General features: G+C 67.0%; 12 protein-coding genes and 1 tRNA gene. 7 read left to right on the top strand and 6 right to left on the bottom strand.

Translation table 11 applies throughout. From position 1 onward, the window contains the following. The first annotated feature begins 36 nt into the window (after positions 1-36). Positions 37-306 (top strand): type B 50S ribosomal protein L31, encoded by a 270-nt coding sequence (locus ACSUZJ_RS03605; RefSeq protein ID WP_499413386.1) that lies wholly within the window; start codon positions 37-39, stop codon positions 304-306. Between the two features lie 140 nt (positions 307-446). Further along, entirely contained in the window at positions 447-2171 is a 1725-nt protein-coding gene (locus ACSUZJ_RS03600) for an ArnT family glycosyltransferase (RefSeq protein WP_499413385.1), read from the top strand. A 65-nt stretch (positions 2172-2236) separates the two neighbouring features. Here the strand turns inward: ACSUZJ_RS03600 and ACSUZJ_RS03595 are convergent, their stop codons facing one another. Next, complete coding sequence (locus ACSUZJ_RS03595; protein WP_499413384.1) at positions 2237-2836, bottom strand: FxDxF family PEP-CTERM protein; 600 nt, start codon at positions 2834-2836, stop codon at positions 2237-2239. Between the two features lie 268 nt (positions 2837-3104). Here ACSUZJ_RS03595 and ACSUZJ_RS03590 point away from each other — a divergent pair, with 268 nt between their 5' ends. Both ACSUZJ_RS03590 and ACSUZJ_RS03585 read left to right on the top strand, forming a co-directional pair. Next, a complete protein-coding gene (locus ACSUZJ_RS03590) occupies positions 3105-3566 on the top strand; it encodes a hypothetical protein (protein ID WP_499413383.1) in 462 nt (153 codons plus the stop codon). Between the two features lie 115 nt (positions 3567-3681). Continuing rightward, positions 3682-3766: transfer RNA gene (locus ACSUZJ_RS03585), tRNA-Leu, on the top strand. A gap of 58 nt (positions 3767-3824) precedes the next feature. On the opposite strand, the gene ACSUZJ_RS03580 is transcribed toward ACSUZJ_RS03585, so the two are convergent. Continuing rightward, on the bottom strand, positions 3825-4619 hold the full coding sequence (locus ACSUZJ_RS03580; RefSeq protein WP_499413382.1) for a substrate-binding periplasmic protein: 795 nt from the start codon (positions 4617-4619) through the stop codon (positions 3825-3827). Between the two features lie 224 nt (positions 4620-4843). Here ACSUZJ_RS03580 and ACSUZJ_RS03575 point away from each other — a divergent pair, with 224 nt between their 5' ends. Both ACSUZJ_RS03575 and ACSUZJ_RS03570 read left to right on the top strand, forming a co-directional pair. Further along, positions 4844-8212, top strand: coding sequence for an MHYT domain-containing protein (locus tag ACSUZJ_RS03575; protein WP_499413381.1), 3369 nt, complete (start codon positions 4844-4846; stop codon positions 8210-8212). Further along, positions 8209-9219 (top strand): HD-GYP domain-containing protein, encoded by a 1011-nt coding sequence (locus ACSUZJ_RS03570; RefSeq protein ID WP_499413380.1) that lies wholly within the window; start codon positions 8209-8211, stop codon positions 9217-9219. The genes ACSUZJ_RS03575 and ACSUZJ_RS03570 overlap by 4 nt, the downstream gene beginning before the upstream one ends. Positions 9220-9284: 65 nt before the next feature. On the opposite strand, the gene ACSUZJ_RS03565 is transcribed toward ACSUZJ_RS03570, so the two are convergent. From ACSUZJ_RS03565 to ACSUZJ_RS03550, 4 genes are all read right to left on the bottom strand, one after another. Beyond that, complete coding sequence (locus ACSUZJ_RS03565) at positions 9285-10466, bottom strand: glycosyltransferase family 4 protein (protein ID WP_499413378.1); 1182 nt, start codon at positions 10464-10466, stop codon at positions 9285-9287. A 105-nt stretch (positions 10467-10571) separates the two neighbouring features. Beyond that, on the bottom strand, positions 10572-11507 hold the full coding sequence (locus tag ACSUZJ_RS03560; protein WP_499413377.1) for a GDP-mannose 4,6-dehydratase: 936 nt from the start codon (positions 11505-11507) through the stop codon (positions 10572-10574). Between the two features lies 1 nt (position 11508). Beyond that, on the bottom strand, positions 11509-12555 hold the full coding sequence (gmd, locus tag ACSUZJ_RS03555) for a GDP-mannose 4,6-dehydratase (RefSeq protein WP_499413376.1): 1047 nt from the start codon (positions 12553-12555) through the stop codon (positions 11509-11511). A 296-nt stretch (positions 12556-12851) separates the two neighbouring features. Beyond that, a complete protein-coding gene (locus tag ACSUZJ_RS03550) occupies positions 12852-15161 on the bottom strand; it encodes an NADP-dependent malic enzyme (protein WP_499413375.1) in 2310 nt (769 codons plus the stop codon). Between the two features lie 232 nt (positions 15162-15393). Between ACSUZJ_RS03550 and thiL the strand changes: the two genes are divergently transcribed. After that, positions 15394-16362, top strand: a complete 969-nt coding sequence (gene thiL / locus ACSUZJ_RS03545) for a thiamine-phosphate kinase (RefSeq protein WP_499413374.1) — start codon at positions 15394-15396, stop codon at positions 16360-16362. Positions 16363-16390: the final 28 nt, after the last annotated feature.

The raw sequence follows: 16390 nt of genomic DNA, 5'->3' as shown, positions 1-16390 counted from the left end.
GTGCTGTTTGGCTACCAAACTAACCAAGGCAAAACCATGAAGACCGATATCCATCCAGATTACCGCGAAGTGCTGTTCCACGACGTGTCGTGCGACTTCAAATTCATCACCCGTTCGACCATCGCCACCCGCGAAACCGGTACCTACGAAGGTAAAGAATACCCGCTGATCAAGATCGAAGTCTCGGCTGAATCGCACCCGTTCTACACCGGCAAGCACAAGATCGTCGACACCGCTGGCCGCGTCGAGAAGTTCCGCCAGAAGTTCGGTTCGGTTGGTTCGAAGACCACCGTCGCCAACGGCTAAGCAAGCAATTCAAGGGAGCCCACGCGGCTTCCCCAGCCCATGCAGGGCCAAAGAAGAAGCCGGTTTCCGGCTTCTTTTTTTTCATCTTTCATTCGCCGCTATACTAGCGCGACATTCATTCCTCTCATCAAGACCTATCGATGAAACCAGTCCGCCTCCCCGCCGCCGCCACGCTGGCCCTGCCGCGCTGGGCGCTGTACGCGCTCGGCATGCTGTATATCCTGCCGGGACTGATCGGCCGCGACCCGTGGAAGGATGACGCCGGCAGCTTCGGCGTCATGTGGACGATGGCCCGTGGCGGCCTGCACGACTGGCTCTACCCGAACATCGCCGGCCTGGCCGTCACCGACGAGGGCCCGCTTGCCTTCTGGCTGGGCGCCATCTGCATCAAGCTGTTCGGCTGGCTGCTGGGCGACGTGCTGGCCGCGCGCGTCTCCAACATCGGCATTTTTGTCCTCGGCACCATGTCGCTCTGGTACACCGCCTTCCACCTGGGACGGCGGCCGGAAGCGCAGCCGCTGCGCCTGGCCTTCGGTGGCCAGCCGGAGCCGGACGACTACGGCCGCACGCTGGCCGACACGGCGGTGTTGGTCTACCTCGGCTCGCTCGGCCTGCTGTTGTACAGCCACGAAACCCTGGCCGTGACCCTGCAGGGTTCGCTGCTCGCCTATTTCCTCTACCGCGCGGTGCGCTACATCGAGAGCGCCAGCCTGCGCAATGCTGCCCTGGTCGGCCTGGCGCTGGGCGCCCTGACCCTGACGCGCGGCCCGCTGTCGCCGCTGGCGCTGGTAGTGGCGCTGTTCCTGGGCACGCGCTTCTTCCGTATGCCGACCGGCAACTCCCTGCGTCACCTGGCGCTGGCCAGCGCTGTGGCGGCGCTGTTGACCCTGATCTGGATCCTGCCCGCCAGCATCGTCCAGCCGCATGGCGACTCGCCGGTGCCGGCCTGGCTGGCCTGGAACGCCGAGCAGCTGAGCGTGCCGAGCTGGACCTCGATCAAGGCCTTCTTCCGCGTCGGCGTCTGGTTCTTCTGGCCGGCCTGGCCTTTCGCCGGCTGGGCGATCTGGGCCTGGCGGCGCCAGCAGAACATGCTGCACATCGTGCTGCCGCTGACCTTCCTCGGCGCCTTGACCCTGCTCACCCTGTGCGATCCCTCGCCGGAAAATGGCGATCTGCTGAAACTCCTGCCGCTGCTGGCCCTGATGGCCGCCTTCGGCCTGCCGACCATGAAGCGCGGCGCGATCAATGCCATCGACTGGTTCTCGGTGATGGCGCTGACCACGCTGGCCGCCCTGCTCTGGCTGTTCTGGATCGCCAAGCTGACCGGCTGGCCCGCCAAGCTGTCGCACAATGCGCTCAAGCTGGTGCCCGGTTTCAAGCCGGAATTCGGCATCGTCGCCTTCGTCGTGGCAGCGAGCGTATCGATCGGCTGGATCTGGCTGGTGCGCTGGCGCGTGTCGCGCCAGCCCGCGGTGCTGTGGCGCGCGGTGGTGCTGTCCTCGAGCGGGCTGATCCTGTTGTGGGTGCTCCTGATGACGCTGTTCCTGCCGGACCTGAACTACAGCAAGAGCTACGCCGGCGTGGCCCAGGCGATCGCCGCCAAGCTGCCGCCGGACGCGAACTGCATCGACACGAACGTGACCTCGGCGCAACGCGCCTCGTTCGCCTACTTCGGCCGCCTGCCGTTTGCCGGCGTACAGGGAGCAGGCCGGTGCGATTATGTTCTGCTTCAGGACAGCGTCAGGACGCGCGACGACCGCAACCTGGCGCGCCGCTGGAGTACGCGCGGCGCGACGCTGCTGTGGGAAGGCCGCCGCGCATCCGACCGCGACGAACGCTTCCGCCTGTACCGCCGCGCGCCCTGAGGCCCGCCCCGCGCCGCCGCCCGTTGCCGAACCGCCCTGCCGGAACCATCCGCAGGGCGGTTTTTCTATGCCGGCGCCGTGCGCTTGCCGGGCAGGCTGCTGCGCCGCAGGAGCGCGCCGAAGGCCAGCCCGCCCAGCAGCAGCGCAAATCCTGGCGCTTCCGGCACTGGCGACACCGTCAGGTCGGCGCCGAAACTGCCCCCGGCCGCACCCGTGACCACACCATCGACACGCACCGCATACGCCCCGGTCGGCAGGCCGAAGGCCGTCAGTGCCCAGGAGTCGGTCGGGTTGTTGCCAAAGCCGGTTTGGTCGATGCCGGCGATCACGGGGCCGATGACATTCATCGTCGCGGGATCGTAGCGGTACAGGCTCAGGGCGGTGATACTCAGGTCTTTTTCCAGCGGCGAATTCAGGTAGGACGAGGTGACCGAGGCCGCCGCGTCGAAAGGAAGGCCGCCGACGTCGAAGATGAAGAGATCGGTGAAGGTGCTGCCCGATTCGGGGGCGCTGAAGCCGTCGCCGAAATGGGCATTGAAGCCGCCCACCCCGTCGTCGATCGTGGAAATCGGTACGCTGCGCTCGATTGCCTGTGCGCTGGCATATGGGCCGGCGCAGACAGCGCCCGCCAGCAGCGCGCCCAGGACCAGGGATGTGCTTTTCATGTGAACTCCATGGCAAGGTGTTGGCAATGCCGGCGTTGTCCGGATGGACGCCGCATCGGCAAGAGTGGACGTGCCAGCTCCGCGCGCCTTTTACGCACGCGGCATATCCATACGCGCAGCCACGCCGCCACCTCATGCTTTGATCCGGCGGCGCTGGCAGACGTTTGTTCCTGATCGTTCCCTCCTTGAGTCAGCTCAATCCGGGAGCATATACAGGAAACACAATGGCAGACAGCGCCGTCCCACGTCTGCCCATGGAGGAAACAACATGAAAAGCGTCATGTTCTCGGAAGTCGTGCGTTCGAACCAGGGCGGCGGCTGGCTGCGCAGCCTGCCCCCGCTGGCCGCCTACGGGTTGACGGTGGCCATCGGCATGCCCTTGCTGGTGCTGGCGCTGCACCTGTTCGACCCCACCGCCCCGCTGGCCCTGATCGTCCTGCCGGTGCTGGCCGGCCTGGCTCTGCCCCTGTGTGCCAGCACACCGGGCCGGCTCGACGTCAACACCCGCTTCGACGCCAGCCACATGAGCATGACCCTGGACAGCACCCTCTCCTCGCTCGGCTATGCGCGCTGCGAGGCCGGCCCCGGCCTGCTGCGCTACGTCAGGACCGCGCGCCCGTCGTGGCGCGCCCGGACCCAGACCGTCAACGTCAGGGTGCATGCGCATGCCCTGGAAGTGGTCGGCCCCATCCCGGTCCTGCGCTCGCTGCAGAAGGCATTGGCGAGCTAGCTGCACTGTTGCTGCGACCCGGCATGCGGCCGCCACAGGCGGCGTTCGCAGCCCGCGGCCGGGCTCGTAAACTGTTGCCGGTGCAATCCAAATCAGCGATAATGCACAGCGCGTTGCCGGGATGGCGGAATAGGTAGACGCACGGGACTCAAAATCCCGCGCCGCAAGGCGTACCGGTTCGATTCCGGTTCCCGGCACCACGACACGAATACAGACAAGACCCGCGTTTCTTCATTGAAGGACGCGGTTTTTTGTTTGTCACCTGCCCTCCGCTTCCGCCCAGTTATCATACGCCCGCTCGATCCGCCGCAGCGAGCCGTCGCGTTCGAGCGCGGCAAAGGCGTCGTTGAGACGGCTGACGATGGCATCGGATACACCGCGGTTGCAGGCAAGGAAGACATCGCGCTGGTTGAACGCGAGCACCGGGACGATCTTGCCGGCCCAGCCATTCTGTGCAAGTACGGGGCTGCCGGGACGCAGCGCCGCTGCCCACAGGTCGATGCGTCCGAGCAACAACTTGCGCGGATTGATCAGGTCGTGCGGCGCGGCGTCGACCTTGAAGCCGCGGCTGCGCAGGTAATGGTCGCGCGCATCGCCGTTGTAGGTGCCGATCCGGTAAGGCCGCGCGTCTTCCAGGTTGCGCAGCGCGAACTGGCGGTCGGCGCGCGCCATCAGCACCCAGTGCGCAGTATCGAGCGGACCGACCCACTTGAACAGGGCCTCGCGCTCGGGCGTGCGGGTGGTCGAGTAGACGCAGGCATCGGGGCGCCCGCGTGCGGCGGCATAGGCGCGCTTCCACGGCAGCAATTCGATCGTGTACGCAAGCCTGGCGCGGTCCAGGGCGGCGCGCACCTTGTCGGTGGCGATCCCCACCACCCGGCCCCGCCCGTCAAGCATGCTCGACGGCGCCGCCGTCTCGGTCGTGATGTACAAGGCCGCATCGGTGTCCGCTGCCGCGTCCCGGCTGGCGGCCCGGGCAGAAACGGACAGCGCATTCGACAGGACGGCCAGGGCCGCGCATACCGCGCCCATCGTGATTCGGTCTATCAACATCGAGGCTCCCGCATTCCCAGAAAGATGGATCGCAGCATCTATCCATTCAGCATACCCCAAGGCCTGCCATTGTCGTCAATACATTGCAATGCAGGGTAGCGGCAACGCGACAGTTGCCACGCCATGTCGCTACGTTTCCCTAATAAAATCAAGACTTTCCAATAGGAAAATGTCATACTCGCAGGTGCTTTTGTCCTCTCGATGGACCACTCCGGAACAACCCCATGTCGCTTTTCATGTTGCCAGATGACCCATCGCTACTCAGCTATGGCATCTACGATTCCAGGCTCGTGCTGCTGTCGCTGCTCGTGGCGATCTTCTCATCATGGATGGGCTTGCAGATCGCAGGCCAGGCACGCCAGCGCGACAGCCAGCGCCTGATCTTCCTGCTGACCGGCAGCCTGGCGCTGGGCGCCGGCGTCTGGGCCATGCATTTTGTCGGCATGCTCGCCTTTAACCTCTGCACGCGCGTCAGCTACGACCCGATGACCACCATCGGCTCGAGCCTGCCGAGCATCGGCGCTTCCTTCGTCGCGCTGAGCTTGATCGCGCGCGAGCGCCTGGGCGCTGCTGGCCTGCTGGCGGGCGGCCTGCTGGTCGGCGCCGGCATCGGTGCGATGCACTATGCCGGCATGGCCGGCATGCGCATGAGCCTGGACCTGCGCTACGACCCACTGACCTTCGCGCTGTCGATCGTCGTCGCCGTGGTGCTGGCGACGCTGGCACTGTGGGTGCGCTTCGGCCTGACCCGCTTCCGCAGCATGAGCGAAGGCAAGCGCCTGCTGCTGGCGGCCGTCGTGATGGGCTGCGCGATCGCCGGCATGCACTACACCGGCATGGCCGCGGCGCGTTTCGTAGGCACGGTCGATCCGAATGCCCCGGCTTCGTCCGATACCACGACCCTGGCGCTGGCGATCTCCCTGATCACCGTCCTGTTCACCGTCGTCGTGCTGGCTGCCAACGGCCTGCTGCGCTACCGCCGCCTGTACGCCGAACTGTCGCGCAGCGAAGCCTGGATGCGCGCCCTGCTCACCACCACCATCGACGGCGTCATCACGGTCGACCGCGACGGCACCATCCTCGAATTCAATGCCTCGGCCGAGAACATCTTCGGCTGGCGCCGCGACGAAATCGTCGGCGGCAACGTGCGCCTCCTGATGACCGAACAGGACCGCAACAACGAAGCCGGCCTGCTTGGCTACCTGCGCGACAGCGGCGCCCATGCGGCGCCGAACAATGCCGAGGTCGACGCGCTGCGCCGCGACGGCAGCCTGGTGCCGATCCGCTTCGCCGTCGGCCACGCGCGCCTGCGCGACGAGGAACTGTTCGTCTGCTTCGTCACCGACATCACCGAGCGGCGCGAGATGGTGCAGGCGCTGCGCGCCAGCGAGCAGCAGTTCCGCTGCCTGATCGGCACCATCCCCGGCATCTCCTACCGCAGCCGCATCGAGGGCGCGCACCCGATGGTGTTCATCAGCGACGCGGTCGAGCGCGTGGCCGGCTATCCGGCGCGCGACTTCACCGGCGCATTGCCGGACACCCCGCCGCGCCGCAGCTTCGGCGCCCTGATCCACGCAGCCGACCGCGTGCGCGTGTCGCAGGCGATCGAGGCCGCGCTGCGCGAAGACCGCCCCTGGCTGGTCGAGTACCGCCTGCTGCACGCCGACGGCAGCACCCGCTGGCTGTGGGAGAACGGCACCGGCGTGCGCGACGACGAAGGCAGGCTCGTATGGCTCGACGGCGTGATCCTCGACATCAGCGAGCGCCGCCGCATGGAAGAGGCGCTGCGCGAGGCCAAGGAACACGCCGAGCAGGCCGCCGCCGCGCGCGCCACCTTTGTCGCCAACATGAGCCACGAGATCCGCACGCCGATGAACTCCATCCTCGGCTTCACCGACGTGCTGCTCGACGGCGAACTGGCGCCCGACCAGCGCCGCCACCTCGACACCGTGCGCAGCGCCGGCCGCTCGCTCCTTCGCCTGCTCAACGAGATCCTCGACACCGCCAAGCTGGAAAAGGGCGCGGTCGAACTGGAGATCAACGACTTCAACCTGCTTTCGCTGATCGACGAATTGTCCTCGACGCTGGCGGCCAACGCGCGCGCCAAGGGCCTGCACGTCGACATCCACTACGACCCGGCGCTGCCTACCAATTTGCGCGGCGACGAGCTGCGCATCCGCCAAGTCCTCACTAACCTGCTCGACAACGCGATCAAATTCACCGCCGCCGGCAGCGTCACCCTGCGCGCCGAGCCACGGGGCGACCAGTTGCACTTCTCCGTGAAAGACACCGGCATCGGCATCGCGCCCGAGCGCCTGCAGGCGATCTTCGACCCGTTCACCCAGGCCGACGCCTCGATGACGCGGCGCTTCGGCGGCACGGGTCTCGGCACCACGATCAGCAAGCAGCTGGTCGAGCTGATGGGCGGGAAGATCTGGGCCGAGAGCACGGTCGGCGAAGGCACCACCTTCCACGTGCTGCTGCCGCTGGTGGTGGCGCGCTTTGCGCCCCAGCAGGCGCGCGTGCGTACTGCCGCCGTGCTGCCGCCGCTGCGCGTGCTGGTTGCCGACGACGTGCCGCAGAACCTCGAGCTGCTGCAGCTGCTGATGGCGCGCCGCGGCCACACCATGACCGGCGTGGCGGACGGCGCCCAGGTGGTCGAGCTGGCCGCGCGACAGGACTTCGACCTGATCCTGATGGACTTCCAGATGCCGACCATCGACGGCCTGCGCGCCACCCGCCTGATCCGCGAACAGGCGGCAAGCGAGGGCCGGCCGCGCGTGCCGGTGATCGCGATGACGGCCAGCGTGCTGGCCGAGCACCGCCGCGCCAGCCTCGAGGTCGGCATGGACGGCTTCGCCTCCAAGCCGGTCGACTGGTTCACGCTGTCGCACGAGATCGCGCGCGTGCTCGGCATCGGCTCGAGCCAGGCGCCCGATGCGCCGGCGCTCGAACGCCAGGCCTGGAACCGCCACGGCGGCGTGCACCGCTGGGGCGGCAAGGAAGACGCCTACCTGGAAGCGCTGGCCCACTTCCATACCCAGCACGCCATGCTGCCGCAGTTCCTGCGCGGCTTCGCCGATGCCGCCGACTATCCTTCGCTGCGCATGCTGGCGCACAAGGCGCGCGGCATCGCCGCCAACCTCGGCCTGGAACTGCTGGCCGATGCGCTGGCCGAGCTGGAACAGCTGGCCGATGGCGACAAGGGCCAGCACCTGGCGGGCGTGTCGCTGCTGCCGCAGGCCCTGGTGGGCGTGGCCGAGGCGCACGAGACCGCGCTGGCGCTGATCCGCGACCAGCGGCGAGCCGCTGCGCCGGCAGCGCAGGGGGCCGCCGGCGACGCCATCGACCTGGAACGCGCGCGCCGTGCCGGCGGCCTGCTGCGCGAAGCCCTGGGCCGCGGCGCCCTCGACGATGCGGCGCTGGCCGGCCTCGCGGCTGCCCTGGCGGACCATCCGGCCGCCGCGCGCGTCACCCAGGTCCAGGCCGCGCTTGCCGATTTCGACTTCGACCTCGCCCAGCAACAGCTCGACGCCGTGCTGGCCGCGCTCGACATGCTTGACGACCCAACGCCACAGGAAACGATGCAATGAGTAACCCCACCAACCGCCCGCTGATCCTGGCGGTCGACGACGAAGCGAGCAACCTGCAGTTGCTGCGCCAGATCCTGCAGGACCACTACCGCCTGCTGTTCGCCAAGGACGGCGCGCGCGCGCTGGAACTGGCGGTCAGGGAACGCCCCGACCTGGTGCTGCTCGACGTGATGATGCCGGGGATGAGCGGCTACGAAGTCTGCGCCGCGCTGAAGGCCAACCCGCTGACCGCGCCGATTCCCGTCATCTTCGTCACCGCCCTGACCGACACCGCCGACGAACTCGAAGGCTTCGAGGCCGGCGCGGTCGACTACATCACCAAGCCGGTCAGCCCGCCGCTGGTGCGCGCGCGCGTGCGCACCCACCTGTCCCTGGTCCGCACGGAAGAGCTGAAGGCGACACGCCTGGCGATCGTCCAGCGCCTGGGCCTGGCGGCCGAGTACAAGGACAACGAGACCGGCCTGCACGTGATCCGCATGAGCCACTTCTCGCGCATCCTGGGCCTGGCGGCCGGCATGACCGAAGAGGAAGCGGAAGACCTGCTGCATGCGGCGCCGATGCACGACGTCGGCAAGATCGGCATCCCCGACCGCATCCTGCAGAAGGCCGGCCCGCTCGACGCCGACGAGTGGAAGATCATGCAGAGCCACGCCGTCATCGGCGCCGAGATCATCGGCCAGCACGAAGGCGGCATGCTCAGGCTGGCGCACGACATCGCCCTGACCCACCACGAGAAATACGACGGCAGCGGCTACCCGAAGGGACTCTCCGGCGAGCAGATTCCGCTCACCGGGCGCATCGTCGCGATCGCCGACGTGTTCGACGCCCTGACCTCGGTACGCCCCTACAAGCGCGCCTGGAGCGAAGAGGAAGCGGTGGATTACCTGGTGCAGCAGAAGGGCAGGCATTTCGACCCGGCGCTGGTCGACCTGTTCATCGCCCAGCTGCCGGCGATCCGCACCGTGGGCCTGCGCTGGGCCGAGGCGGCCGAGGCCAAGGCGGCCTGATCTTCGTCGGGTGGGCTCTCGAGCCCACCCTGCAAAACCAAAGGGGCGCTGTTGCGCCCCTTTTGCTATTCGCCGTGCGTCCCGGACCGCACCGGCGGCACGATCGCCGCGGCGCTTGCCTGCGGTTCGCCCACCCGCCGGGCCAGTACGTCCCGGTACAGCGCCATATAGCCGGCCGCCATCTGCGTCGAAGTGAACACCTGCTCGAAACGGCGCGCCGCTCGCGCGCCCATCGCGCGCGCCAGTTCGGGGTTGTCCCACAGCGTGCGCAGCGCGGCGCGCAGCGCAGGAGCGTCTTCCGGCGGCACCACGAGACCGGTCTCGCCGGCGATGTTGATGAAGGTGGTGCCGGTGCCGATCTCGCAGGAGATCATCGGTTTGCCGTACATCGCCCCTTCCAGCAGCGATACGCCGAAGGCTTCCGAGCGCAAATGCGAGGGGAAGGACAGCGCATAGGCCAGCGTCAGCAGCGCCACCTTGTCCTCGTCGTCGACAGCGCCGACGAACTGCACGTGCTTCAGGCCCAGGCGCGCGGCCTGGGCCTTGAGCGCCGCCTCTTCCGGGCCGGCGCCGACGATCACCACCGGATAATCGGTCCCCGCCACCGCGTCGAGCAGCACGTGCAGGCCCTTGTAGTAGCGCAGCACGCCCACGAACAGGAAGAACTTCGGGCCGACGCGTTCGCGCCAGTAGGCCAGCCGCGCCGGGTCCGGCTGCGGATAGCTGCCCTGGTCCAGGCCATAGGGAATGACGTGGGTCTTGTCGCGGTAGCGCGCCAGCACCGGCGAGGATGCCAGGTAGTTGGGCGAGGCCGCGACGATGGCGTCGACGCTGCGCAGGAAGCGGTGCTTCAGCGGCTGGTACAGGCGCAGCAGGTTCTTCTGGCGGACGATGTCGGAGTGGTAGCTCACGACGGTCGGCTTGCGCACGCGCGAGATGAAGTGCGCCATGTCCATGAAGGGCCAGGGGAAGTGGTAGTGCACCACGTCGGCTTCGCGCGCCAGGCGCGCCAGCGCGCCGAGCGCAGCCACCGAGCAGGCGTTCGAGGCCAGCTCGAAGTCGAGCGGCACGCGGTGCACGGTGTGGCCCTGGAACTCGATCGGTTGCAGGTTCTTTTCGCGCGACAGCGACAGCACGGTGTTGGTCACGCCCAGGCGGCCGGTCCCGACGCACATCTGGCGGATGACCTGTTCGATCCCGCCCAGGCTGTCCGGGTAATAAGTCTTGTAGAAATGAAGGACGCGCATGATGGTGACGAAAAATAAAAACTTAATGCGCGAAACCCTTGGGGCGGACGGCGACGCAGCGCACGGCGGTGGCAATGTCCGGCCCTGCGCTACGCCTTTCCATGGTCAATCCTCGTACATCCAGCGCAGCGTCTCGGACAGCGGCCGGGTCTGGACCGGGCCGATGACACGTGCCAGCTTCGCATTGTCGCCGGTGAGCGTCAGCACGTCGTTGGCGCGCACGAAGGCCGGATTGACCCGGACCTCGATGCGGTAGCCGGCGATCTCGGACATCATGTCGATCACGCCCGAGAGCGAATGGCTGCGGCCGGAGCAGATGTTGAAGGCCTCGCCGGCCGGCGCGGCCGCCAGCAGGCGGCGGTAGCTGTGCGCGACCATGCGCACGTCGGAAAAATCGCGCGCGATCGCCAGGTTGCCCAGTTCGATCTGCGGCGCCCGGCGGCGGAAATGCGAGACGATCTTCGGCAGCAGGAAGTTCTCGCTCTGGCCGCGGCCGGTGTAGTTGAACGGACGCGCGACGATGATCGGTAGCCGGTCCATCCACAGGCGCGCCATGTATTCCATCGCCAGCTTGCTGACGGCGTAGTCGTTGGCCGGCGCCGGCGCCACGTTCTCGTCGATGAAGGGAACGCTGGCATTGCCGTAGATGTTGGCCGACGAGGCCAGCAGCACGGCCCCGGGCTGGTGGCGCGATGCCGCCAGCGCTTCGAGCAGGTTGCGGGTGCCGGCCACGTTGACGCGGTAGATCTGCTCGGCGTCGCCGTGGCCGACGAAGGCGATGCCGGCCAGGTGCACGACCACGTCGGGCTGGACCTGCTCGACCATCGAGGCCACCGCCGCGCGGTCGCACAGGTCGACCGCGAACACGTCTGGCGCGGTTTCTTCGCCCGGCATGGCGGTGCCGAAGACGCGATAACCGGCATCGAGCAGCTCGCGTTCCATGTAATGGCCGGTGAAGCCGCGCAGTCCGGTGATGAGGGCGCGCCGGCCCTCGCCCTCGCGCGCGCCGGTCGCCAGCTGCTGCGTGCCTGAGGTGCTCATGTCAGAACGAGGCGCCCTGTTCGTTGCGGCGCAGGTCGGCGTCGACCATCATCTGGCACAGCTCTTCGAGCGTGGTCTTCGGTTCCCAACCCAGCTCGCGCCTGGCCTTTTCCGGGTTGCCGATCAGGAGATCGACCTCGGCCGGACGGTAGAACTCCGGCGACACGCGCACCAGGGCCTTGCCGCTGCGGGTGCAGTGGCCGGTTTCGGTCTCGCCGCTGCCGCTCCACTCGAGCGCCACGCCGGCGCCCTTGAAGGCCATGGTGACGAAATCGCGCACGGTCTCGGTGCGGTTGGTCGCCAGCACATAGGTGTCCGGACGCTCGGCCTGCAGCATGCGCCACATGCCCTCGACGTATTCCTTGGCATAGCCCCAGTCGCGCTTGGCGTCGAGGTTGCCCAGCTCGAGCACGTCGAGCTTGCCCAGGACGATCTTGGCGACCGAGTCGGTGATCTTGCGGGTGACGAATTCGCGGCCGCGCAGCGGCGACTCGTGGTTGAACAGGATGCCCGAGGTGCCGAAGATGTCGTAGCTCTCGCGGTAGTTGATCGTCATCCAGTGCGCGTACAGCTTGGCCACGCCATAGGGGCTGCGCGGATAGAACGGGGTGTCCTCGACCTGGGGGATGGCCTGCACCTTGCCGAACATTTCCGAGGTCGACGCCTGGTAGAAGCGGATCTTCGGATTGACCATGCGGATCGCTTCGAGCAGGTTGACCGCGCCCAAGCCGGTGATCGAGGCGGTGGTCAGCGGCTGGTCGAAGGAGACGCCGACGAAACTCTGCGCCGCCAGGTTGTACACCTCATCCGGTTCGGCACTCTGGATCAGGCGCAGGCTCGATGCCAGGTCGGTCAGGTCGTACTCGACCAGCGACAGGTTCGGGTGCGCGGAAATGCCCAGTTCCTCGATGCGCCAGAAATTGGTCGAGCTGGCGCGGCGGAAGGTACCGGTGACGTGGTAACCCTTTTCCAGCAGCAGCTGCGCCAGGTAGGCGCCGTCCTGGCCGGTGATGCCGGTAACGACGGCCCTTTTGGTTGTTCTTTGCATGGCATGAAATTCCGGATGAGTGCTCGGTGAATCGAATACTTTTATGACAACCCCATATTGTAACAGAGCTGTATCCCGGCACGGCTGGGTCCGTAACACTGTGGCAAGGACGACAACCGCAAGCATTATTGCCCGAAACAGGAGTCCGCACGGCCCCGCTTACGGATTGTTACTTGTTCAAGCCAAAAAAAACAGGCGGGCACGCCCGCCTGTGAGTGACCGCAAACCTGGTTTGTGCGGACCGAACTTTTCAAGGTTCAGCCGGCACAAAACCCGGCGCTCTCGATACCGGTCGATCAGCGATTTGCCACCGCATCGACCACGCACAGCGCCGTCATGTTGACGATACGGCGCACCGTCGCCGACGGGGTCAGGATGTGCACCGGACGCGCGCAGCCGAGCAGGATCGGGCCGACCGCGATGCCGTTGCCGGCAGCCGTCTTCAGCAGGTTGTAGGCGATGTTGGCCGACTCGATGTTCGGCATCACCACCATGTTGGCATCGCCCTTCAGCGTCGACTGCGGCATGATCTTGGCGCGCAGCTTGGCGTCGAGCGCCGCGTCGCCGTGCATCTCGCCGTCGATCTCCAGTTTCGGCGCCTTCTGCTGCACCAGCGCCAGCGCGGCGCGCATCTTTTGCGCCGACTCGCTGTTCGACGAGCCGAAGTTCGAATGCGACAGCAGCGCCACGCGCGGGGTAATGCCGAAACGCTCGAGCTCCTCGGCCGCCATGATCGTCATTTCGGCGACTTCCTCGGCGCTCGGGTTGTCGTTGACGTGGGTGTCGAGCATCGCCAGTTGGCGCTCGGGGGTAATGATGATGTTCATCGCCGCGTACACCTTGGCGCCCTCGCGCTTGCCCAGCACCTTGTCGATGAACTCCAGGTGGGTCCAGGTGGTGCCGTAGGTGCCGCAGATCATGCCGTCGGCATCGCCCTTGTGCACCATCATGGCGCCGATCAGGGTATGGCGGCGGCGCATCGCCAGCTTGGCCATGTCCGCGGTCACGCCCTTGCGCATCACCATCTGGTGGTAGGTCTGCCAGTAGTCGCGGTAGCGCTCGTCGAAATCGGGGTTGATCACGTCGAAATGCACGCCCTGCTTCAGGCGCAGGCCGAATTTCTCGATGCGTTTTTCCAGCACCTCCGGGCGGCCGACCAGGATCGGGCGCGCCAGCCCTTCGTCGGCCACCACCTGCACCGCGCGCAGCACGCGCTCGTCTTCGCCTTCGGCATACACGATGCGCTTGATGTCGGCCTGGGCGGCTTTCGCCACCGAGAACAGCGGCTTCATGAAGGTGCCGCTGCGGTAGACGAACTGCTGCAGGCTCTCGGCGTAGGCAGCGAGATCCTCGATCGGACGCGTGGCCACGCCGCCATCCTGCGCGGCCTTGGCCACGGCAGGGGCGATGTGGGTCAGCAGGCGCGGGTCGAACGGCATCGGGATCAGGTATTCCGGGCCGAAGGACAGGTTGGCGATACCGTAGGCCGAGGCCACGATGTCCGACTGCTCGGCGTGGGCCAGGTCGGCGATCGCGTGCACCACTGCGATTTCCATGTCGCGGGTGATCGTCGTCGCTCCGCAGTCGAGCGCGCCGCGGAACATGTAGGGGAAGCACAGGACGTTGTTGACCTGGTTCGGGTAGTCCGAACGGCCGGTCGCGATGATTGCGTCGCTGCGCACGGCCTTCGCGTCTTCCGGCAGGATTTCCGGGTTCGGGTTGGCCAGCGCCAGGATCAGCGGGTTCGGCGCCATCTTCGCGACCATTTCCGGCTTCAGTACGCCGCCGGCCGACAGGCCGAGGAAGATGTCGGCGTCGGGAATGACGTCGGACAGGGTGCGGTGCGGCGTGTCCTGGGCGAAACGTTCCTTGTCCGGGTCCATCAGTTCGGTGCGGCCCTTGTAGACCACGCCGGCCAGGTCGGTGACATAGATGTTCTCCACAGGGAAGCCGAGGTCGACGATCAGGTCGAGGCAGGCCAGCGCCGCCGCGCCCGCGCCGGAGACGACGAGCTTGCACTGCTTGATGTCCTTGCCCACGACCTTCAGGCCGTTCAGGATGGCGGCGCCAACGATGATGGCGGTGCCGTGCTGGTCGTCGTGGAAGACCGGGATCTTCATCCGCTCGCGCAGCTTGCGCTCGATGTAGAAGCACTCGGGCGCCTTGATGTCTTCCAGGTTCACGCCGCCGAAGGTCGGTTCGAGCGAGGCGATGATGTCGACCAGCTTGTCGGGATCGCTTTCGTTGATCTCGATGTCGAAGACGTCGATCGCGGCGAACTTCTTGAACAGCACGCCCTTGCCTTCCATGACAGGCTTGGACGCCAGCGGACCGATGTTGCCCAGGCCGAGCACGGCGGTGCCGTTCGAGATCACGGCAACCAGGTTGCCGCGTGCGGTGTACTTGTACGACGCTGCGGGATCCTTGACGATTTCCTCGCAGGGCGCGGCCACGCCGGGAGAATAGGCCAGTGCCAGGTCGCGCTGGTTCAGCAGGCCCTTGGTCGGGGTGACGGCGATCTTGCCCGGACGAGGGAACTGGTGGTATTCGAGCGCTGCAGCACGCAGTTGTTGGCGCAATTCTTCTTTTTTATCCGATGAATCCATGCTATGCAGCCTTCCTGAACTAGAGGGGAACCTCCAATTTTATCAGAATGACTCTTGCAACCGGCTACGTATTTTCCACGCCCGGACTCTTTTAGAAGCCGACCTTATGCAAGGCCTCGCTGCATAAGCCTAGCCTATGGAATGCCGCGGCCCCAGCCTTCTAGATAGCGCCAGTGCATGCGCGGCCAGCGTGGCGCTGCGCTTGCGCCGCCGGCAACGGTAGAATTCGCGCATGCTTTCCGAATTCGATCTCATCAAACACTACTTCCGCCGTACGCGCCCGGGCCGCGCCGTGCTCGGCATCGGCGACGACTGCGCCCTGCTGGCCCCGCCCCCGGGCATGCAGATGGCGATCTCGTCCGACATGCTGGTCGAGGGCCGCCACTTCTTCCCAGGCGCCGACCCGCGCATGCTGGGCCACAAGTGCCTGGCCGTGAATCTGTCCGACCTGGCGGCCATGGGCGCACGGCCGCTCGGCTTCACGCTGGCGCTGTCGCTGCCCGAGGCCGACCCGGCCTGGCTGGAGGGGTTTTCCGGCGGCCTGTTCGCGCTGGCCGACCTGCATGACTGCGAGCTGATCGGCGGCGACACCACGCGCGGGCCGCTCAACATCTGCATCACGGTCTTCGGCGAGATCGCTCCGGGCCAGGCCTTGCGGCGCGACGCGGCGCGGGCCGGCGACGACATCTGGATCTCGGGCACGCTGGGCGACGCGCGCCTGGCGCTGGCCGGCTACTGGAACGAGGTCACGCTCGACCAGGAAACCCATGCGCTGGCGGCCACCCGCATGCACATGCCGACGCCGCGCGTCGCGCTCGGGCAGGCGCTGGCGCGGCTCGCCTCCCCGCCGGCCGCGCTCGACATCTCGGACGGGCTGGTGGGCGACATCAAGCACATCCTGGCGGCCTCCCGGGTCGGCGCCACGCTGGACGTCGATACGCTGCCGGCCGGGCCGGCGCTGGCGCGCCAGCCGGCGTCCCTGCGGCGGCGCTTCACGGCGGCCGGCGGCGACGATTACGAACTTTGCTTCGCGGCGCGGCGCGCGGACCGGGAAGCGGTGCTGGCGGCCGGCGCGGCCAGCGTTACCCCGGTCACGCGGGTCGGGACCATCGATGCGCAGGCGGGGCTGCGTTTTGTAGATGCTTCGGGTGCGCCGCTCGACCTGCAGGTCAGCGGGTGGGATCACTTCAGCGGCGCTTGATGATCTGATGCCCTACGGCGTGGGCTCA

It is taken from the genome of Telluria sp. B2, from assembly GCF_051789535.1.
Taxonomy (GTDB): domain Bacteria; phylum Pseudomonadota; class Gammaproteobacteria; order Burkholderiales; family Burkholderiaceae_D; genus Telluria.
Note: the sequence above shows the minus strand (reverse complement) of the source record. Positions and strands in the feature narration are given on the sequence as shown.

Coding starts and splice junctions, on each gene's coding strand:
- ACSUZJ_RS03590 (WP_499413383.1), top strand. CDS start 3,105: ATGAAAAGCGTCATGTTCTCGGAAGTCGTGCGTTCGAACCAGGGCGGC.
- ACSUZJ_RS03600 (WP_499413385.1), top strand. CDS start 447: ATGAAACCAGTCCGCCTCCCCGCCGCCGCCACGCTGGCCCTGCCGCGC.
- gmd (WP_499413376.1), bottom strand. CDS start 12,555: ATGCAAAGAACAACCAAAAGGGCCGTCGTTACCGGCATCACCGGCCAG.
- ACSUZJ_RS03570 (WP_499413380.1), top strand. CDS start 8,209: ATGAGTAACCCCACCAACCGCCCGCTGATCCTGGCGGTCGACGACGAA.
- ACSUZJ_RS03560 (WP_499413377.1), bottom strand. CDS start 11,507: ATGAGCACCTCAGGCACGCAGCAGCTGGCGACCGGCGCGCGCGAGGGC.
- ACSUZJ_RS03595 (WP_499413384.1), bottom strand. CDS start 2,836: ATGAAAAGCACATCCCTGGTCCTGGGCGCGCTGCTGGCGGGCGCTGTC.
- ACSUZJ_RS03580 (WP_499413382.1), bottom strand. CDS start 4,619: ATGTTGATAGACCGAATCACGATGGGCGCGGTATGCGCGGCCCTGGCC.
- ACSUZJ_RS03575 (WP_499413381.1), top strand. CDS start 4,844: ATGTCGCTTTTCATGTTGCCAGATGACCCATCGCTACTCAGCTATGGC.
- ACSUZJ_RS03605 (WP_499413386.1), top strand. CDS start 37: ATGAAGACCGATATCCATCCAGATTACCGCGAAGTGCTGTTCCACGAC.
- thiL (WP_499413374.1), top strand. CDS start 15,394: ATGCTTTCCGAATTCGATCTCATCAAACACTACTTCCGCCGTACGCGC.
- ACSUZJ_RS03565 (WP_499413378.1), bottom strand. CDS start 10,466: ATGCGCGTCCTTCATTTCTACAAGACTTATTACCCGGACAGCCTGGGC.
- ACSUZJ_RS03550 (WP_499413375.1), bottom strand. CDS start 15,161: ATGGATTCATCGGATAAAAAAGAAGAATTGCGCCAACAACTGCGTGCT.